Annotated in this window: 13 protein-coding genes; 7 read left to right on the top strand and 6 right to left on the bottom strand. The window is 69.1% G+C overall.

Annotated features, from left to right (window positions below):
* Positions 1-53 precede the first annotated feature (53 nt).
* Complete coding sequence (locus VGN82_RS08620; RefSeq protein ID WP_327526600.1) at positions 54-473, top strand: hypothetical protein; 420 nt, start codon at positions 54-56, stop codon at positions 471-473.
* A gap of 101 nt (positions 474-574) precedes the next feature.
* On the opposite strand, the gene VGN82_RS08615 is transcribed toward VGN82_RS08620, so the two are convergent.
* On the bottom strand, positions 575-1,135 hold the full coding sequence (locus VGN82_RS08615) for a gamma-glutamylcyclotransferase (protein ID WP_327526599.1): 561 nt from the start codon (positions 1,133-1,135) through the stop codon (positions 575-577).
* A 145-nt stretch (positions 1,136-1,280) separates the two neighbouring features.
* Between VGN82_RS08615 and VGN82_RS08610 the strand changes: the two genes are divergently transcribed.
* Positions 1,281-2,333, top strand: coding sequence for a DUF2125 domain-containing protein (locus tag VGN82_RS08610; RefSeq protein WP_327526598.1), 1,053 nt, complete (start codon positions 1,281-1,283; stop codon positions 2,331-2,333).
* Between the two features lie 155 nt (positions 2,334-2,488).
* Here VGN82_RS08610 and rpoH read toward each other — a convergent pair whose 3' ends face one another.
* The 4 genes from rpoH to VGN82_RS08590 form a co-directional block, all read right to left on the bottom strand.
* A complete protein-coding gene (gene rpoH / locus VGN82_RS08605; RefSeq protein WP_327526597.1) occupies positions 2,489-3,385 on the bottom strand; it encodes an RNA polymerase sigma factor RpoH in 897 nt (298 codons plus the stop codon).
* 214 nt (positions 3,386-3,599) lie between these two features.
* Positions 3,600-4,643, bottom strand: coding sequence for an RluA family pseudouridine synthase (locus VGN82_RS08600; RefSeq protein WP_327526596.1), 1,044 nt, complete (start codon positions 4,641-4,643; stop codon positions 3,600-3,602).
* Positions 4,644-4,709: 66 nt separating this feature from the next.
* Positions 4,710-6,392: a heme biosynthesis protein HemY gene (locus tag VGN82_RS08595; RefSeq protein ID WP_327526595.1), complete on the bottom strand. Its 1,683-nt coding sequence runs from the start codon at positions 6,390-6,392 to the stop codon at positions 4,710-4,712.
* Between the two features lie 16 nt (positions 6,393-6,408).
* Positions 6,409-8,427: a uroporphyrinogen-III synthase gene (locus VGN82_RS08590; protein ID WP_327526594.1), complete on the bottom strand. Its 2,019-nt coding sequence runs from the start codon at positions 8,425-8,427 to the stop codon at positions 6,409-6,411.
* Positions 8,428-8,759: 332 nt separating this feature from the next.
* Here VGN82_RS08590 and tsaD point away from each other — a divergent pair, with 332 nt between their 5' ends.
* The 4 genes from tsaD to VGN82_RS08570 all read left to right on the top strand — a co-directional run bounded on the left by tsaD (position 8,760) and on the right by VGN82_RS08570 (position 11,654).
* Positions 8,760-9,833, top strand: coding sequence for a tRNA (adenosine(37)-N6)-threonylcarbamoyltransferase complex transferase subunit TsaD (gene tsaD / locus VGN82_RS08585; protein ID WP_327526593.1), 1,074 nt, complete (start codon positions 8,760-8,762; stop codon positions 9,831-9,833).
* Positions 9,830-10,828: an NAD(P)H-dependent glycerol-3-phosphate dehydrogenase gene (locus VGN82_RS08580; protein ID WP_327526592.1), complete on the top strand. Its 999-nt coding sequence runs from the start codon at positions 9,830-9,832 to the stop codon at positions 10,826-10,828. The genes tsaD and VGN82_RS08580 overlap by 4 nt, the downstream gene beginning before the upstream one ends.
* A gap of 12 nt (positions 10,829-10,840) precedes the next feature.
* Positions 10,841-11,176, top strand: coding sequence for a hypothetical protein (locus VGN82_RS08575; RefSeq protein ID WP_327526591.1), 336 nt, complete (start codon positions 10,841-10,843; stop codon positions 11,174-11,176).
* A 70-nt stretch (positions 11,177-11,246) separates the two neighbouring features.
* On the top strand, positions 11,247-11,654 hold the full coding sequence (locus VGN82_RS08570; RefSeq protein WP_327526590.1) for an EVE domain-containing protein: 408 nt from the start codon (positions 11,247-11,249) through the stop codon (positions 11,652-11,654).
* A gap of 19 nt (positions 11,655-11,673) precedes the next feature.
* Here the strand turns inward: VGN82_RS08570 and VGN82_RS08565 are convergent, their stop codons facing one another.
* The gene (locus tag VGN82_RS08565; RefSeq protein WP_327526589.1) at positions 11,674-12,807 is read right to left on the bottom strand and encodes a DUF2235 domain-containing protein; all 1,134 of its coding nucleotides are present in this window, start codon (positions 12,805-12,807) and stop codon (positions 11,674-11,676) included.
* Positions 12,808-13,060: 253 nt separating this feature from the next.
* On the opposite strand from VGN82_RS08565, the gene acs reads away from it, so the two are divergent.
* Positions 13,061-15,013 (top strand): acetate--CoA ligase, encoded by a 1,953-nt coding sequence (acs, locus tag VGN82_RS08560; RefSeq protein ID WP_327526588.1) that lies wholly within the window; start codon positions 13,061-13,063, stop codon positions 15,011-15,013.
* Positions 15,014-15,156 lie beyond the last annotated feature (143 nt).

The following is a 15,156-nucleotide window of genomic DNA, read 5'->3' as shown; positions in this document are numbered from 1 at the left end:
TGACTCACGGCTTGTTCGTTCTCATTTTGTTTTCAGAACAAAGGAGGAACGATATGGCTGCCCTCGCCTATCGACACGATGATCGCCGGAACGCAGCGCGCCAGAGCGACCTCTTTGCCGAGGATCAGCCGGTGTCGGTGGCGCGCGAACTCCCGATGCGCAGCGCAGCGGGCCTGGGCGAGCGTCGCTTCACCGCCTGGCGCGGTCGGTCCGGCCGGCGCTACGTCGCCTCGGTCTTCGCTCTCGGCGACGAGCATGCGCTCGGCTTCACCGATGCGGTGCTGCTGGCAGTCTCCGCCGACCGCCGCATCCTCGCGGCTCGCGACAGCGGCCCCTTCGGCATCGAAGCCGCGCTGACGCGCTGGCAGCAGGCCGTCGCCCAGGCCGGCGCCAGCGAGATCCACGTGCATCTCCTGGCCGAAGACGGCATCAGCCGCCGTGCCGCATTGCTCGACCTGATGCCCGAGGTGTGAGGCTAAGCATCGGCCCGAGAAATGGAGCGCGGTTTTCGGAGAAGCCGATGCTAAGATAAAACCCTAGATTGTCGGACCGAGTTGATGTTCGGTTCGACGATCTAGTGCTTCGGGCGCGGCGCCGCCCCCGGCGCCAGCGCCTGCGCCAGCCCGGCCAGCACCGGGTCGAAGATACCCATCTTGCGCAGATGCTCGTCGGTCAGCAGGACATAGTCGGGATTCTCGCCCGAGCTGCCGCGGCCATGGCGGACCAGCTCGAGCTGCTGCTCGCGCGGCAGGCGGCCGGCATACTGCAGATGCTTGCGGTCGGCGACATAGACCAGCGCCGTGACGTTTCGGCCATCCTCCAGCCTCACCGGCATCTGGCGCTCGAGATAGACCGCCGTCGCCTGCTCGCGGGCGCGCAGATAATCGACCGTCTCCTGCGCCTTTCTCGGGGCGACCCGGAAGGCGAGCCCCCGGCAGACCCCGCCGCGATCGAGGCCGAGTACGAGGCCCGGCCGCTCCGGCGTGCCGCGATGGACATGCGAGAAGATGCACAGCGAGCGGTGATAGCCATGCAGCCGCGCCGGGACGCTCTCCTCGAAATCAAAACCGGGCCGCCAGATCAGCGAGCCGTAACCGAAGACCCAGAGTTCCGTTGCGCCGAATTGCGAGGTCATGTCGCTCCCGACCGCGGCGCGCCCCTTAATTTGGCCGCGCCGGCTTGGTTGATGTCCGCTGTCGCCTGCGCCATGCCCTTGGCTGGCGCTCCTGCCCTGCGGGAGCTAACAATCTCGCCGCTTCTCCGCAATGGATCGCTACCGCATGACCGCTACCACTTCTGGGCGACGCAGCAGCCGCTTCTGGCTCCATGCGCCCTTCGTGCTGCTCGCCCTCCTCGCCGCCGGCTGGACCGCCTTCTGGTTCGTGGTCCGCGGCCGGGTCGTCGACGCCGTCGATACGGCGCTGGCGAAGGAAGCCGGCCTGGGGCGAAGCTGGACCTGCGCCGATCGCTCCGTCACGGGCTTCCCCTTCCGCGTCGAACTGCGCTGCGGTGCGCTTTCGCTGACCTCCGCCCGCTGGGGCGAGGCCGTGCGCGTCCAGACGGGGCCAGCCCTGGCCGTCGGCCAAATCTACACCCCCAACCTCGTCATCGCCCAGATCGCCGGCCCCCTGCAGGCGACCCTGCCCGAGGGCCGCAAGTTCGAACTGGCCTGGACGCAGCTCGACGCCAGCCTGACGCATAGCGCCGGCGATCCGGAGCGAATCTCGCTGGTCGTGGCTGCCCCTAGGGCGACACTGACGGCGCCTGGGCTCGAGCCCGAAAGCTGGCAGGCGACGGAGTTGCAGGCCCATCTGCGCCGCAACCCGGCCCGCCCTTCCGCCGACCAGGCGGTCGATCTCGCCATCACGGCCAAGGGATCGGTCCTGCCTGCTCTCGACGCGCTCCTTGGCACGAGCGAACCCGGCGATGTCGACATCCAGGCGACCCTGACCCAGAGCCAGGCTTTCCGCATCGGACTCAACCCGGACGCCCTCGAAGCCTGGCGCACGGCCGGCGGCCAGATCGAGGTCACCAAGCTGGTCTCGGTCAAGGGCCCGGCCCGCATCGAGGCGACGGGCCAGTTCCTGATCGACCAGACCCATCGCCCGGCCGGCCAGGTCCAGGCCTCGCTCGCCGGCATCCGCCAGATCGCCGGGATTCCCGTGGGCGGCATCGCGGCCGGCCTCGGCGGCCTGCTCGGCGGGCGCCTGAGCGCGCAACTGCCGGGCGCCGCGCCCGGCCTCAACGCCCTGCCGCCGATCGTCCTGCGCGAGGGCCGCGTCTATCTTGGCCCGATCCGCCTGCCCGTACAGCCGCTGCCGGTGCTGTACTGATATCGCCCGGACAGGGCGGAGAACCTGTCATCCCGGACAAGCGGCGAAGCGGAGCGCCGGGATGAGGGCAGAGTTCCCACGACAGGCGGGAACAACAGCAACAAAAAAGGGGCGCGGAATCCGCGCCCCTGAACGATATTGGCTGAAAGAGGCTGTCAGGCCGCCGGCAGGGCCGCGCGCGGCGCCTCGATCCGCACCAGCGCCTTCTTCACAGCGTCCTGCACCTTCTCGAAGGCGCGCACCTCGATCTGGCGGACACGCTCGCGCGATACGCCGAACTCCTCGGAGAGCTGTTCGAGCGTGATCGGATCGTCGGCGAGGCGGCGCGCCTCGAAGATGCGCCGCTCGCGCGGGTTCAGAACGCCGAGCGCCTCACGCAACGCCGCATGACGGTTGTCGGCTTCCTCGGAATCCGCGAGCCGTCGCTCCTGGCTCTCGCTGTCGTCGACCAGCCAATCCTGCCATTCGCCCTCGCCATCCTCGCGCAACGGCGTGTTCAGCGAGGCGTCGCCGCCGAGGCGGCGGTTCATGTCGACGACGTCCTGCTCGTTGACGCCGAGCTTGGTCGCGATCTGCTTGACCTGATCGGGGCGCAGATCGCCCTCGCCGAGAGCCGAGATCTTGCTCTTGGCCTTGCGCAGGTTGAAGAACAGCTTCTTCTGGTTGGCGGTGGTGCCCATCTTCACCAGCGACCAGGAACGCAGGATGTACTCTTGAATCGACGCCTTGATCCACCACATCGCATAGGTGGCGAGGCGGAAGCCCTTGTCGGGCTCGAAGCGCTTGACGGCCTGCATCAGGCCGACATTGCCTTCGGATACGACCTCGCCGATCGGCAGGCCGTAGCCGCGATAGCCCATGGCGATCTTGGCGACGAGCCGCAGGTGTGACGTCACGAGCTTGTGCGCCGCGTCGCGGTCGCCATGCTCGCGCCAACGCTTGGCCAGCATGAACTCCTCGTTCGGCTCCAGCATCGGGAACTTGCGGATTTCGTCGAGGTAACGTGAAAGTCCGCCCTCTGCGGACAGGACGGGCAGCGAAGCACTCGCCATGCTCGGTCTCCTAACCGGGCCCCCGCTTCGCGGCAGACCCACCGCGCGATCAACCTTCGCGCAGGCTCGGATGTCATGTTCAGACCTAACGCGTGAACCCGACCACGGGTTCAGCTGAGTCGAACATTTGCGGCGCCCCCTTGGCCATCCGCATCCGACCCCCACTATATGCCAAGCGAGCTTGGCGGAAAGGTGGCAGCGAAGCCAGATTGGCTCACAGCTTCGCGAGCATTGCTTGCAAATTTGCAAAATCATCCGGCGGATCCGACTCGAACAGCATTTCCTCGCCGGTCGCGGGATGCTCGAAGCCAAGCACCGCTGCATGCAGCGCCTGCCGCCCCAGTGACGTCAGCGCCTCCCGGGCTGCCTCAGGCAGGCGGCTGGCCTTGGTGGTGAAGCCCGAGCCGTAGAGCTGGTCTCCGAGCAGCGGATGCCCGATATGGCTCATATGCACGCGGATCTGGTGGGTGCGGCCGGTCTCCAGCCGGCATTCAACGAGGCTCGCCAACGGCTCGGTCTCATCGAGGCCCTTCAGCAGCGGCGGGTAACGCTCGACCAGCGTGATATGCGTGATCGCCTCGCGACCACGGCCTTCCTTCACGACCGTCATCTTCTCGCGGTTGCGGCTCGAGCGCTCGATCGGCGCGTCGATCGTGCCCTCGCGCAGCCGCGGCGCCCCCCAGACGATCGCGAGATAGGCACGCTGCAAGGGCCCTGTGCGGCCATGATCGGCGAACTGCTTGGCGAGCTTCTGATGCGCGCGGTCGTTCTTGGCGACGACGAGCAGCCCGCTCGTATCCTTGTCGAGCCGGTGCACGATGCCGGGCCGGCGAACCCCGCCGATGCCTGAAAGGCTCTCGCCGCAATGGGCGATGAGCGCATTCACCAGCGTGCCGTCCTCGTGTCCGCCCGCAGGATGGACGACGAGACCGGCCGGCTTGTCGATGACGATGAGATGGTCGTCCTCGTAGACCACGTCGAGCGGAATGTCTTGGCCGACCGGATCGGGCGGGCGAGCCGCCGGCATCACCAGCGAGATGGCGTCGCCCTCGGCGACCTTGCGCTTGCCGTCGCTGACGATCGCGCCGTTCAGGCTCACGCCGCCTTCCTTGATGACCTGCTGCAGCCGCGCCCGCGAGATCTCGCCGGCCAGCATCGCAAGCGCCTTGTCGAGACGTTCGCCCGCCTGCTCGGCCGCGACATGCAGGGTGACGCCGGCCTCTGCCGGCGTCGCTTCGAGGTTCGGTTCGGATGTCATGACCGACGCTATAGGCTGCGCCGGCTCGATCCGCACGCGCTTTCGCTTCGGCCGCGCCAGCTTGCCTCAGCCGAACAGCCGGAACTTGCCCTTCTTCTCCTCGACGACCTGCGCTTCCTCGGGCCCAGGATCATCCGGCGCATGCGCGACCGGGAAGATCACAGGCTTCGGCCTGGCATCGGGAGTTGCCGCCGCAGCCGGCTCGGCCACGACCTTCTTCGCCTCCGGCTTCGGCTCGGGAGCCGGCTCCGGGGCAGTGGTCACGGTGGCCTGCGCCGGCGCAGGGCTGGCAGCGGCCTTGGCTTCCGGCTGCGGTTCCGCGGCCGGAGCGGGCGATGGCGGCGGTGCTGCAACCGCCGCTGACTTGACGGGCTCCGGCTCGACGGTCTCGGCCCTGGCCTCGATCAGCGGCGGCGAGGTGTCGAGGTCCGCCAGCACGTCGTCCAGCACGGGCGCATGGCTGCCGAGCGTCGCCGGTGGCACCGTCCAGACGAAGGCGTCGAGCCGCCCCGAGATCGGCGAGACCGGCATCCATGTGTCGGAGACCAGTCCGTCGGCGACCCAGGCCGCGTCGCGGGGCGCGCGCGTCGCCCGCGACAGCCATTCGCGGACGCGGCCGGCGGAGCCGTGCTCGGCCTCCTCAAGCTCGGCCATCAACAGGCAGGCGCGCACCGAGGCGCCGCCGGCAAGGAGCGGCTTCAGCGCGTCGCGCGCCTTCTGGAAGTCGCGGGCATGGATCGCTGCGCCAACCAGCGCCAGAACGCCTTCGGGATCGGACGGACGAAGCTTCGAAAGCGTCACCGCCCGCGCCAGCCGGTCCTGGGCGCTGTCGCCGGGGCGGACATCGAGATAGGCGGCGGCGATGTCGGGATGAGAGACTTCCTTCCAGGCGGTCTCCAGCAGCTTGGCCGCCTTGCGGACGTCGCCACGCTCGGCCAGCATGCGGCCGGCAAGGGCAGCTGCCGGTGTCAGACCGGGCGCAAGCTTGACCGCTTCGAGGGCTGCCGCCAGCGCCTTCTCCGGCTCGCCATTTTGCGCCTCAAGCGCTTCGGCCGCGAGCAGGACCGCCCGCTGCCGCTTGGCCTCGGCCTTCTCGGCGAGCCTGAGCGCGGCACGGCGCTCGACCGCGGTGCGCGCCGCCTGCCAGTCGCCGGCATTGGTGTGGAAATCGAGCAGCGCATCATTGGCCCAGGCCAGCGAAGGCGAGCGGCGCACGGCGTCGTCGGCAAAGGCGCGCGCCGCCGCCATGTCGCCCCGGCGCTTGGCCTCGACGAACAGCCCGCGCAGGCCGAGCACGCGCGTCTCCGGCTTGTCGAGCATCGTCTTGAAGGCGGCTTCCGCCCGGCCGCGATCGCCCGAGAGCTGGGCGGCCTGCGCCTCCAGCAGCAACGTCAGCGGCTCGTCGCCGGCATAGCGGCGCGCATCGACGGCGTGGCGGCCGGCGGCAATCGGATCGCCCGCACCGATCGCGACCATGCCGCGCGACACCGCCTCGAAGCCGCGGGCCCGGCGCCGGGCCCGCGAGGCGAAGCTGAAGGCCGACGGGAGGCCGAAGATGAAGCGGACCAGCCCCCAGGCCAGCATCGCCAGCAGCGCCAGAACGACCACACCGATGGCGCCGATCGCGACGCTGGTCTCGATGCGGTAGCCCTGCCAGAGCACCGAAACCTCGCCCGGCCTGTCGGCGAGCCAGACGGCGCCCACGGCCAGGGCGGCGAAGACGGCGAGATAGAGCAGAACGCGAACCATGAACCCCTATCCTCCGTCAGCCGGCCACGCCGAGCGCGGCCACTGCATCCTGCGCGATTTTCGCAATCGCCGCATCCGCCGCCGCCCGCTTCTGCAAGGCGCTGCCGAAATCGGCGCTGGCGCGCCGCGCCGGCTCGGGCAGTTGCGCCCACAACGCCGCAGCCGCGACGACATCGCCCTTGGCGAGTGCATTGTCGAGCCGCATCGGCAGCGTCGCGGGATCATTGGCGCCGGTGTCGCCGACCGGTCGGATGCTGACGATACGGCTCGCCAGCCCGAGCAGCCGGTCCTGCCAGCCGGCCGAAGCGGGCATGAGTTCGCGTGCGAACATGGCGCGATGGCCGCGCAATTGCGTCAGCAGCGCCTCCTTCGTCGGCGCGCCGGACGCCGCGACGGCGTTCAGCGCGGCAAGCTGCTCGGGCGAACCGCCGCCCTTGGCCAGGGCCGCGACATCACCCGCAAAGGGCTGGCCGGAGGCCAGCGCCGACTGGACGCGCTCGGCCAGCACGATACGCGCGGCAGCCAGCGCCTGCGGGCTCGGTGCAGCCGCGGCCTTGGCCAGCGTCTCGACATTGCCGATCCGCGCGGAAGCCTGCTCAAGCATCTGGCGGGCGGTGCTGGCCGCCGCTTCGGCGCGCTGCGCCTGGGTGTTCAGACTCGCGATTGCAGCCGCGTCGGGAGCCTGCGCGGCAGCCACCTCGCTGGCACGAGCGGTTGCGGCCTGAGCTGCCGCACCGGCCTTGGCCGCTGCATCGGACGCCGCTGCCGCCTTGCGCTCGAGTTCCGCCGCCCCGCTCTGCAGCGCGTCGAGACGGCTTTGCAGCGCGGCGACCTGCTCGGCCGTTACAGCGGGCGTGGTGCGGCCCAATGCCAGCATGACGAGGCCGGCTCCGACCACGCCGCCAACGAAGCCGGCCAATGCGAGCGCCGGCAGGCGCGAGCGGGCGGGCTCGGGCGGCAGCGATGCGGCGACCGCCGGCTCGTCGTCGGGAGCGTTCCTGCCGGTCGTCCCGCTGAACTCCTGTGGCAAGGCCTCGGTCGGCAGCGCCGCCTCCGGCGCAACATCGGCCACGGCCGGCGACGCGGCGGTTTCGGGCTCGGGCTTCACCTCCGGCCTGGTCTCGGCCTCGACCTGTGCCGTTAGCTCGATCGTCGGCGGCGTTCGGCCCGACCGGCTGCGCGCCTTGCTGCCGGGCTTGTCACCAGGGCCGGGCTTGGCATCGGCAGAACCGCTCGGCGTCTCGGGATCGTTCATCGCGTCCTTATCCGTCTCGACGCCCGACGGCGCGACCGTCTCTTCTGTAACATCCCCGCCGGCGCGATTGCGAGCGGACACTTGGTCCAGCGCCGCCAGCAGCGCGGCCTCCTCCGGATGCTCGGCGACCAGAACCGTGCTGGCCCCGGCCGAGATCAGCGGCGCGGCGACATCCGCCGACAGCGCGACATGGGTGAGGTCGAGCAGTGGATCGACCACGCCGGCGGCGCGCGCCAGCTCCAGGCAGGTCCGCACGCCGCGCGCCGAATAATGCAGGGCGCCGTCGACACCGCCCTGCCGCAGCACCTCCCGCGCCTGTTCCGGAAAGGCTGCGATCGCCTCGGCCGCATAGGCGACCCAGGTCACGACCTCGAAGCCGGCAGCGGCGAGCTTGTCGGCGACATCCTCGTGGCGGTCGCGCCCGACGATCAGCAGGAGGCGCGCCGGCGCCTTCAGATTGTCCCGGATCAGGGCGACCATGTCGTCGCGATTGCCGTTGGCACTGCGCGCATCCTCGAATCCGGCCTCGCGCACCTTGCCGGCCGTGCGCGCCCCCACGGCGAAGACCGGCAGATCCCGCCAGACCGGCAGCAGGTCGGCCAAGGCCGGAACGGCGTTACCGCTAGTCAGCGCGATTGCGGCAAACGGCCCCTCGGGGGCGGGCGCCGGGAGCCGCGCAACCGCAAACAGCGGCGCCAGCACCGGCTCATGCCCATGCGCACGGATGGCAGTGGCGGTGCGCTCGGCATCGGCCGGTGGGCGGAACACGAAAATGCGCATGCGGTCTCCTTTCGCCGAGCGGGCCTTGTCGCTGTGCGCGCCTTGGCGTCGTACGGGCCGTGGCGCATCAATCCCGCCTGCCGTGCCATCGCGCAAGGCGGTACATCTTCCGAACAACGCGCAGGACGAAGAATCGCTTTATCGTCCGTTTCGAAAACCAGCCCCGCCGCGACGACCGGGGCCGAGCCTGGCACTGCCGGAGTGACCGACAACCGCCCCCTTGGCCTTCTGCGCACTCGCACACTATACGAGGGAGATCCCGGCGCGAGCGTGCCGGGCCATTCCGCCGGCCTTTGCCAGATTCACCGCTCCCGAGACCTTGTCGACCGATCATGCGCGTTCTGGGGATAGAGACGACCTGTGACGAGACCGCGGCCGCCATCGTGTCGGTCGAGCGATCCGGCGAGACCAAGATCCTGTCGAACGAGATCCTGAGCCAGATCGCGGCCCATGCCGCCTATGGCGGCGTCGTGCCCGAGATCGCCGCTCGCGCCCATGTCGAGGCGATCGACCGCATCGTCGAGCGCGCCTTCGAGAGCGCGGGCGTGAAGCCTGGCGAGATCGACGCGGTCGCGGCCGCGGCCGGTCCCGGCCTCGTCGGCGGCGTCATGGTCGGGCTGACCACAGCCAAGGCGATCGCCCTGGTGACCGGCAAACCCTTCATCGCGATCAACCATCTCGAGGCCCATGCCCTGACGGCGCGGCTGACCGACAACCTCTCCTTCCCCTATCTGCTGCTGCTGGTCTCGGGTGGGCACACGCAGCTTCTCGCAGTGCGCGGCGTCGGCGATTATCTCAAGCTCGGCGGCACCATCGACGACGCCGTCGGCGAGGCCTTCGACAAGATCGCCAAGATGCTCGGCCTGCCCTATCCCGGCGGCCCTTCGGTCGAGCGCGAGGCCGCGAAGGGCGACCCCGAGCGTTTCGATTTCCCGCGCCCGATGCAGGGCAGGCCCAACCCCGACTTCTCGCTGTCGGGCCTCAAGACCGCTGTCAGGCTGGTCGCCGAGCGCATCGCACCGCTCTCGGATCGAGACGTCGCCGATCTCTGCGCCTCCTTCCAGGCGGCGATCGTCGACGTGCTCGTCGACCGTACCCGCGCGGGCCTGCGCGCCTCCCATGCCGCCGGCATCACGCCGACGACGCTGGTGGTCGCCGGCGGCGTCGCCGCCAACCAGCCGATCCGGCGCGGACTGACGAGGCTCGCGACCGAGGCAGGCCTGCCGATGGTCGCCCCGCCCCAGGCGCTCTGCGGTGACAATGGCGCGATGATCGCCTGGGCCGGGTTGGAACGGCTGCGGCTCAGCATGCTCGACGACATGAGCGCCCTCGCCCGACCGCGCTGGCCGCTCGACGAGCTCAAGCCGCGGCATCCGGCGCCGGCGACAGACAGCGCCGCCGGATGACCGAAACCGGCGATATCGCCACCATCGGCGTCGTCGGCGCCGGCGCCTACGGCGCGGCGCTCGCCCTGGCCGCCGCGCGCGCCGGCCGCAACGTGCTGCTTTGGGCGAGGGATGCGGCAGCCGTCGCAGCGATCGCCGAGACGCGGACCGCCCCTCGCCTGCCGGAGGTGAAGCTGCCCGAAACGGTTGCGCCGACCGCTTCGCTGCAGACGCTGGCCACGGCGGACGCCCTGCTGGTGACCGTGCCGACGCAGAGCCTGCGGCAGGTTTGCGAAGGGCTGGCACGGGTCCTGCCAACCGGGAGACCGGTGATCTCGGCCGCCAAGGGCATCGAGCAGAAGACCGGGCTGTTCACGACGCAGGTCATCGCCGAGGCCTTTCCGGGCGCGCGGCCGGCGATCCTGTCCGGCCCGAGTTTCGCTGCCGATATCGGGCAGGGGCTGCCAACGGCAGTGACGCTCGCGGCCGAGGACCCCGATCTGGCGCAGGCGCTCGCCGAGGCGCTGAGCTCGCCGGCCTTCCGGATCTATCACAGCGCCGATCCGCGCGGCGTCGAGATCGGCGGCGCAGCCAAGAACGTGCTCGCCATCGCCGCCGGCATCGCGATCGGGCTCGGTTATGGTGAGAGCGCGCGCGCCGCCCTGGTGGCGCGCGGCTTCGCCGAATTGCGCCGCTTCGGCGAGGCCCACGGCGCGCAGGGCGAGACGCTGATGGGGTTGTCCGGGCTCGGCGATGTCGTGCTGAGCTGCGCCTCGGCTCAGTCGCGCAACTTCGCCTTCGGACTGGCGCTGGGCCAGGGCAGGAGCGTTGCGGAGGCCGCTGGCGGCAAGCTCGCCGAGGGCGCCTTCACCGCCTCGATCCTGGCGCAGATGGCGCGGACCCGCCACGTCGAGATGCCGATCGCGGAAGCGGTTTCCGCCATCATCGCCGGCGAGAGCGCCGTGCGCGATGCGGTCGCGGGCCTGCTTGCGCGTCCGCTGCGATCGGAACTGTAGAGGGAGGAAGCCATGGCAAACGATTGGTCCGACCTGACGAAGCGCGTGGCGCGCGGCATCGCCGAGGTGCGCAAGACCACGGGCTCCGAGCTGGTCGCCGAGAGCCAGCCCGTGCCACTCGCCGGGCGCATCGCGGAGCCCGTGATCCAGCATCGCCGCCGTCGCGCGGAAGGGACGCATCGCTTCGTGCTGATCCTGCCCTTCGGCGAGGCCGAGGTCCGGGTCGAGCTCGAGCCGAAGGACTACGCCGCCCTGACCCGCGAGATGGTGCGCTTCTGGAACGAACAGGGCCCCGAGGCCTCGAAGCCGCCAGTACCGCTGGCCGAAGGCGAGGCTGACGGGGACTAGCCGGTAGGCAGGCCCGCGCGAATTCGCTATCCCACCAACACCACCCGCCCCTGCTACACCTGAGATCCCCATGGCCCACTGGCTCGTCAAATCCGAACCCTCGAAATGGTCCTGGGAACAGCAGGTCGCGGCGGGCGCGAAGGGCACCCATTGGGACGGCGTCAAGAACCACACCGCCAAGCTCAACCTGATGGCGATGAAGCAGGGCGAGCAGGTCTTCTTCTATCATTCGAACGAGGGCCTCGAGGTCGTCGGCATCGTCGAAGTCATCAAGGAAGCCTACAACTGGATCCCGGGCGAGCCCTGGGTGCTGGTCGACTTCAAGGCGCTGAAGCCGCTGGCGAAGCCGGTCACGCTGGCGCAGGTCAAGGCCGAACCGAAGCTGGCTAAGATGTCGCTGGTCACCTCGTTCCGGCTCTCCGTCCAGCCCGTGACCGACGAGGAATGGGACATCGTCTGCAAGCTCGGCGGGCTTTGAAGCGGACCGTCTCCCGCCGTCAGTTCCGGTAATAGGACGCGAAGGGCGCGTGCACGCGCAAGGCTCGCGGCCGATAAGGTGCCGTCGTCTTCAGGATCGGGACTGCCGCAGCCTGAAGGCGTGGCTCGACCGCGGTCGCCATCGCCGCCGGCAGCGGCTGGAAGCGGTTCCCGACGAAATGCTCCCGGGTCCCTTCCCGCCAGGGCAGCCAGGAGGTCGCCCGCTCGTCGTGCTGCAGGCCCTGCGGATCGGGCCGCAGTTCCGAGAGGAGACCCGGCTCGACCTCGAGCGGATGCGCCGTCGCGCGGGCCTCGTCGATCATCCAGGACAGCGCCAGGTCCGACAGCCCCATCTGCAGCCCGTAGCCACCGCCGACGTCGGTATGGACCCCGGCGAACCAGAGTTGCCTGATCTGCCCCGGCGGCGCCTGCGTCTCGTCCCAGAGTTCTGGCGCGAAGACCTCGCGGTTCTCATCGATCGCCAGGGCCTGGCGACCATGGGCGACCTGCCGGTTGAGCACGGGATCGTGGAATTTGTGCCGTCCCGGCAAACTGCCGATCGCCGGCAGGCCGAGGGCGCGGACCGTATCCCAGACGCCGACGAAGAAGGGCGGATTCGGGCTCGAGCCGTGCTCCTGCCGAAAGGCTTCGGCTGCTCGCGCCCGCTCTGCCGCATCCTTGACCATGTAGACATCGCTGACGGCCTGCGTCGCGAGCTTGCGCACGACGGGATCGACGATCGCGGCGGCGAAATCGTCCCAATGCGCCACCTTCGGCAGGCCCGTCGGCACACCACAGAGTCCAAGCACCCCGCCGAGGCTGCGGACCGTATAGGCGCCCCGGCTGAAACCGAACACGAAGATGCGATCGCCCGGCTCATGGCTGACCAACAGCGCGGCGTAGCAATCGATGATGTTGTCGGTGATGCCGTAGCCCGTGGCCTGGGCGAGTGCGTCCTTGAAGCGACGGAACAGGCTGCGCTGTTCGCCAGCGTCCGGATTGGCGCCGAGACCCGGATCGTAAAAGCAGATCTGTCCCTGGGGATCGACCTCGCGCGTCGCCATGAACAGGCGGTAGATGCTCGTCCAGTTGATCGGGTTGGCGCCGCCGGCCTGGCCGGTCCCATCCGAAAAGATGCAGATGTTGCGCGCCATGCCCGCCCTCCAGCGAAAGCATCTTAGCACAACGTCCGGTACGCCGGGGATTGATGGCCTGCGCGGCAGGGATGCGCCCCGTCGCTCTGCCACGAAAGTGCGATGTCCGGCGGCTTGCCGCGCGGCGTTCGCTCCTTATGATGCCGCCAATTCGAAGGACGCGGACTGAAGCACGCCGCCGTGCAGGCCGGCTCCAGAAAATACGAAACAGACGCCCCGAAGGGGACGGCCCAAGTCTGGGGAGACGCCCAATATGACCGAGATCATCTATGACGTGCCCGCCGCCTGGGCCAAGAAGGCCTGGCTGAACGACGCCAAGTACAAGAAGATGTATGCGGCCTCGATCAAGGACCCCGACAAGTTCTGGGGCGAGCAGGGCAAGCGGATCGACTGGTTCAGGCCCTACACCAAGGTCCGCAACGCCAGCTACAAGCCCGGCAAGGTCTCGATCAAATGGTTCGAGGACGGCACGACCAACGTCGCCTATAACTGCGTCGACCGGCATCTCGCGACGCGCGCCAAGCAGACCGCGATCATCTGGGAAGGCGACGATCCCAGCGAGTCGAAGAAGATCACCTATGGGCAGCTCTACACCGAGGTCTGCAAGTTCGCGAACGTCCTGAAGGCCCAGGGCGTCAAGAAGGGCGACCGCGTCACCATCTACCTGCCGATGATCCCGGAGGCTGCCTACGCCATGCTGGCCTGCGCCCGCATCGGCGCGATCCATTCGGTGGTGTTTGGCGGCTTCTCGCCGGATTCGCTGGCGAGCCGCATCGAGGATTCCGATTCCAAGATCGTCATCACCGCCGATGAGGGCCTGCGTGGCGGCCGCTCCGTGCCGCTCAAGAAGAATGTCGACGCTGCCGACGCCAAGGTGAAGGGCGGCATCGGGACGGTCATCGTCGTCAAGCGCACCGGCGGCCAGGTCACCATGCAGGATGGCCGCGACGTCTGGTACCATGACGAGGCCGCCAAGGCTTCGGGGCATTGCCCGCCCGCCGAGATGAAGGCGGAGGACCCGCTCTTCCTGCTCTACACATCCGGTTCGACCGGCAAGCCCAAGGGCGTGCTGCACACCACCGCCGGCTACCTCGTCTACACCTCGATCACCCATCAGTACGTCTTCGACTACCATGACGGCGACATCTACTGGTGCACGGCCGATGTCGGCTGGGTGACCGGCCACAGCTACATCCTCTATGGGCCGCTCGCCAACGGCGCGACCACGCTGATGTTCGAGGGCATCCCGACCTATCCGACGATCTCGCGCTTTTGGGAGGTCATCGACAAGCACAAGGTCAACACCTTCTACACCGCGCCGACCGCGATCCGCTCGCTGATGGGCGCCGGCGAGGAGCCGGTGAAGAAGACCAAGCGCAAGTCGCTGCGCCTGCTCGGCTCGGTCGGCGAGCCGATCAATCCGGAAGCTTGGGAGTGGTATCACCGCGTCGTCGGCGACCGCCGCTGCCCGATCGTCGACACCTGGTGGCAGACCGAGACCGGCGGCATCCTGATCACGCCGCTGCCGGGCGCCACCAAGCTCAAGCCAGGCTCGGCGACGCGGCCCTTCTTCGGCGTCAAGCCCGAGATCGTCGATGCCGAGGGCAAGGTCCTGGAAGGCGCCTGCGAGGGCAACCTCGTCATCGCCGAGAGCTGGCCCGGCCAGATGCGCACGGTCTATGGCGACCACAAGCGCTTCGAGGAGACCTATTTCGCCACCTATCCGAACAAGTACTTCACCGGCGACGGCTGCCGGCGCGATGCCGACGGCTATTACTGGATCACCGGCCGCGTCGACGACGTCATCAACGTCTCCGGCCATCGTATGGGTACGGCCGAGGTCGAATCGGCGCTGGTCGCGCATCCTTCCGTCTCGGAGGCGGCGGTCGTCGGCTATCCGCACGACATCAAGGGCCAGGGCATCTATGCCTATGTCACCCTGATGACCGGCGAGAAGCCGAGCGAGGCGCTGCGCAAGGACCTCGTCGCCTATGTCCGCAAGGAGATCGGCCCGATCGCTTCACCGGACCTGATCCAGTTCGCGCCGGGACTGCCGAAGACGCGCTCCGGCAAGATCATGCGCCGCATCCTGCGCAAGATCGCCGAGGACGAGTTCGGCGCGCTCGGCGACACCTCGACGCTGGCCGATCCGGCCGTCGTCGACGACCTGATCGAGAACCGCCAGAACAAGCGCAAGGCAGGCTGAGGGCACGCTGGAGGCGCGCGAAACACCGCGTCATCCTGGACAAGCGGCGAAGCCGCGCAGCTCCGGGCATAGGCCTCCTTCGTGCCCTGTGATGGATCCCGGGTCGACCTTCGGCCGCCCAGGATGACGCTGCGGGGAACCAT

The sequence above is a fragment of the Allobosea sp. genome, assembly GCF_035999205.1.
Taxonomy (GTDB): Bacteria; Pseudomonadota; Alphaproteobacteria; order Rhizobiales; family Beijerinckiaceae; genus Allobosea.
Note: the sequence above shows the minus strand (reverse complement) of the source record. Positions and strands in the feature narration are given on the sequence as shown.

Bases quoted from the DNA above. Each gene is read 5' to 3' on its own strand.
- VGN82_RS08600 (WP_327526596.1), bottom strand. From the start codon at position 4,643: ATGACATCCGAACCGAACCTCGAAGCGACGCCGGCAGAGGCCGGCGTC.
- VGN82_RS08595 (WP_327526595.1), bottom strand. From the start codon at position 6,392: ATGGTTCGCGTTCTGCTCTATCTCGCCGTCTTCGCCGCCCTGGCCGTG.
- VGN82_RS08565 (WP_327526589.1), bottom strand. From the start codon at position 12,807: ATGGCGCGCAACATCTGCATCTTTTCGGATGGGACCGGCCAGGCCGGC.
- VGN82_RS08610 (WP_327526598.1), top strand. From the start codon at position 1,281: ATGACCGCTACCACTTCTGGGCGACGCAGCAGCCGCTTCTGGCTCCAT.
- rpoH (WP_327526597.1), bottom strand. From the start codon at position 3,385: ATGGCGAGTGCTTCGCTGCCCGTCCTGTCCGCAGAGGGCGGACTTTCA.
- tsaD (WP_327526593.1), top strand. From the start codon at position 8,760: ATGCGCGTTCTGGGGATAGAGACGACCTGTGACGAGACCGCGGCCGCC.
- VGN82_RS08590 (WP_327526594.1), bottom strand. From the start codon at position 8,427: ATGCGCATTTTCGTGTTCCGCCCACCGGCCGATGCCGAGCGCACCGCC.
- VGN82_RS08620 (WP_327526600.1), top strand. From the start codon at position 54: ATGGCTGCCCTCGCCTATCGACACGATGATCGCCGGAACGCAGCGCGC.
- VGN82_RS08570 (WP_327526590.1), top strand. From the start codon at position 11,247: ATGGCCCACTGGCTCGTCAAATCCGAACCCTCGAAATGGTCCTGGGAA.
- VGN82_RS08615 (WP_327526599.1), bottom strand. From the start codon at position 1,135: ATGACCTCGCAATTCGGCGCAACGGAACTCTGGGTCTTCGGTTACGGC.
- VGN82_RS08575 (WP_327526591.1), top strand. From the start codon at position 10,841: ATGGCAAACGATTGGTCCGACCTGACGAAGCGCGTGGCGCGCGGCATC.
- VGN82_RS08580 (WP_327526592.1), top strand. From the start codon at position 9,830: ATGACCGAAACCGGCGATATCGCCACCATCGGCGTCGTCGGCGCCGGC.
- acs (WP_327526588.1), top strand. From the start codon at position 13,061: ATGACCGAGATCATCTATGACGTGCCCGCCGCCTGGGCCAAGAAGGCC.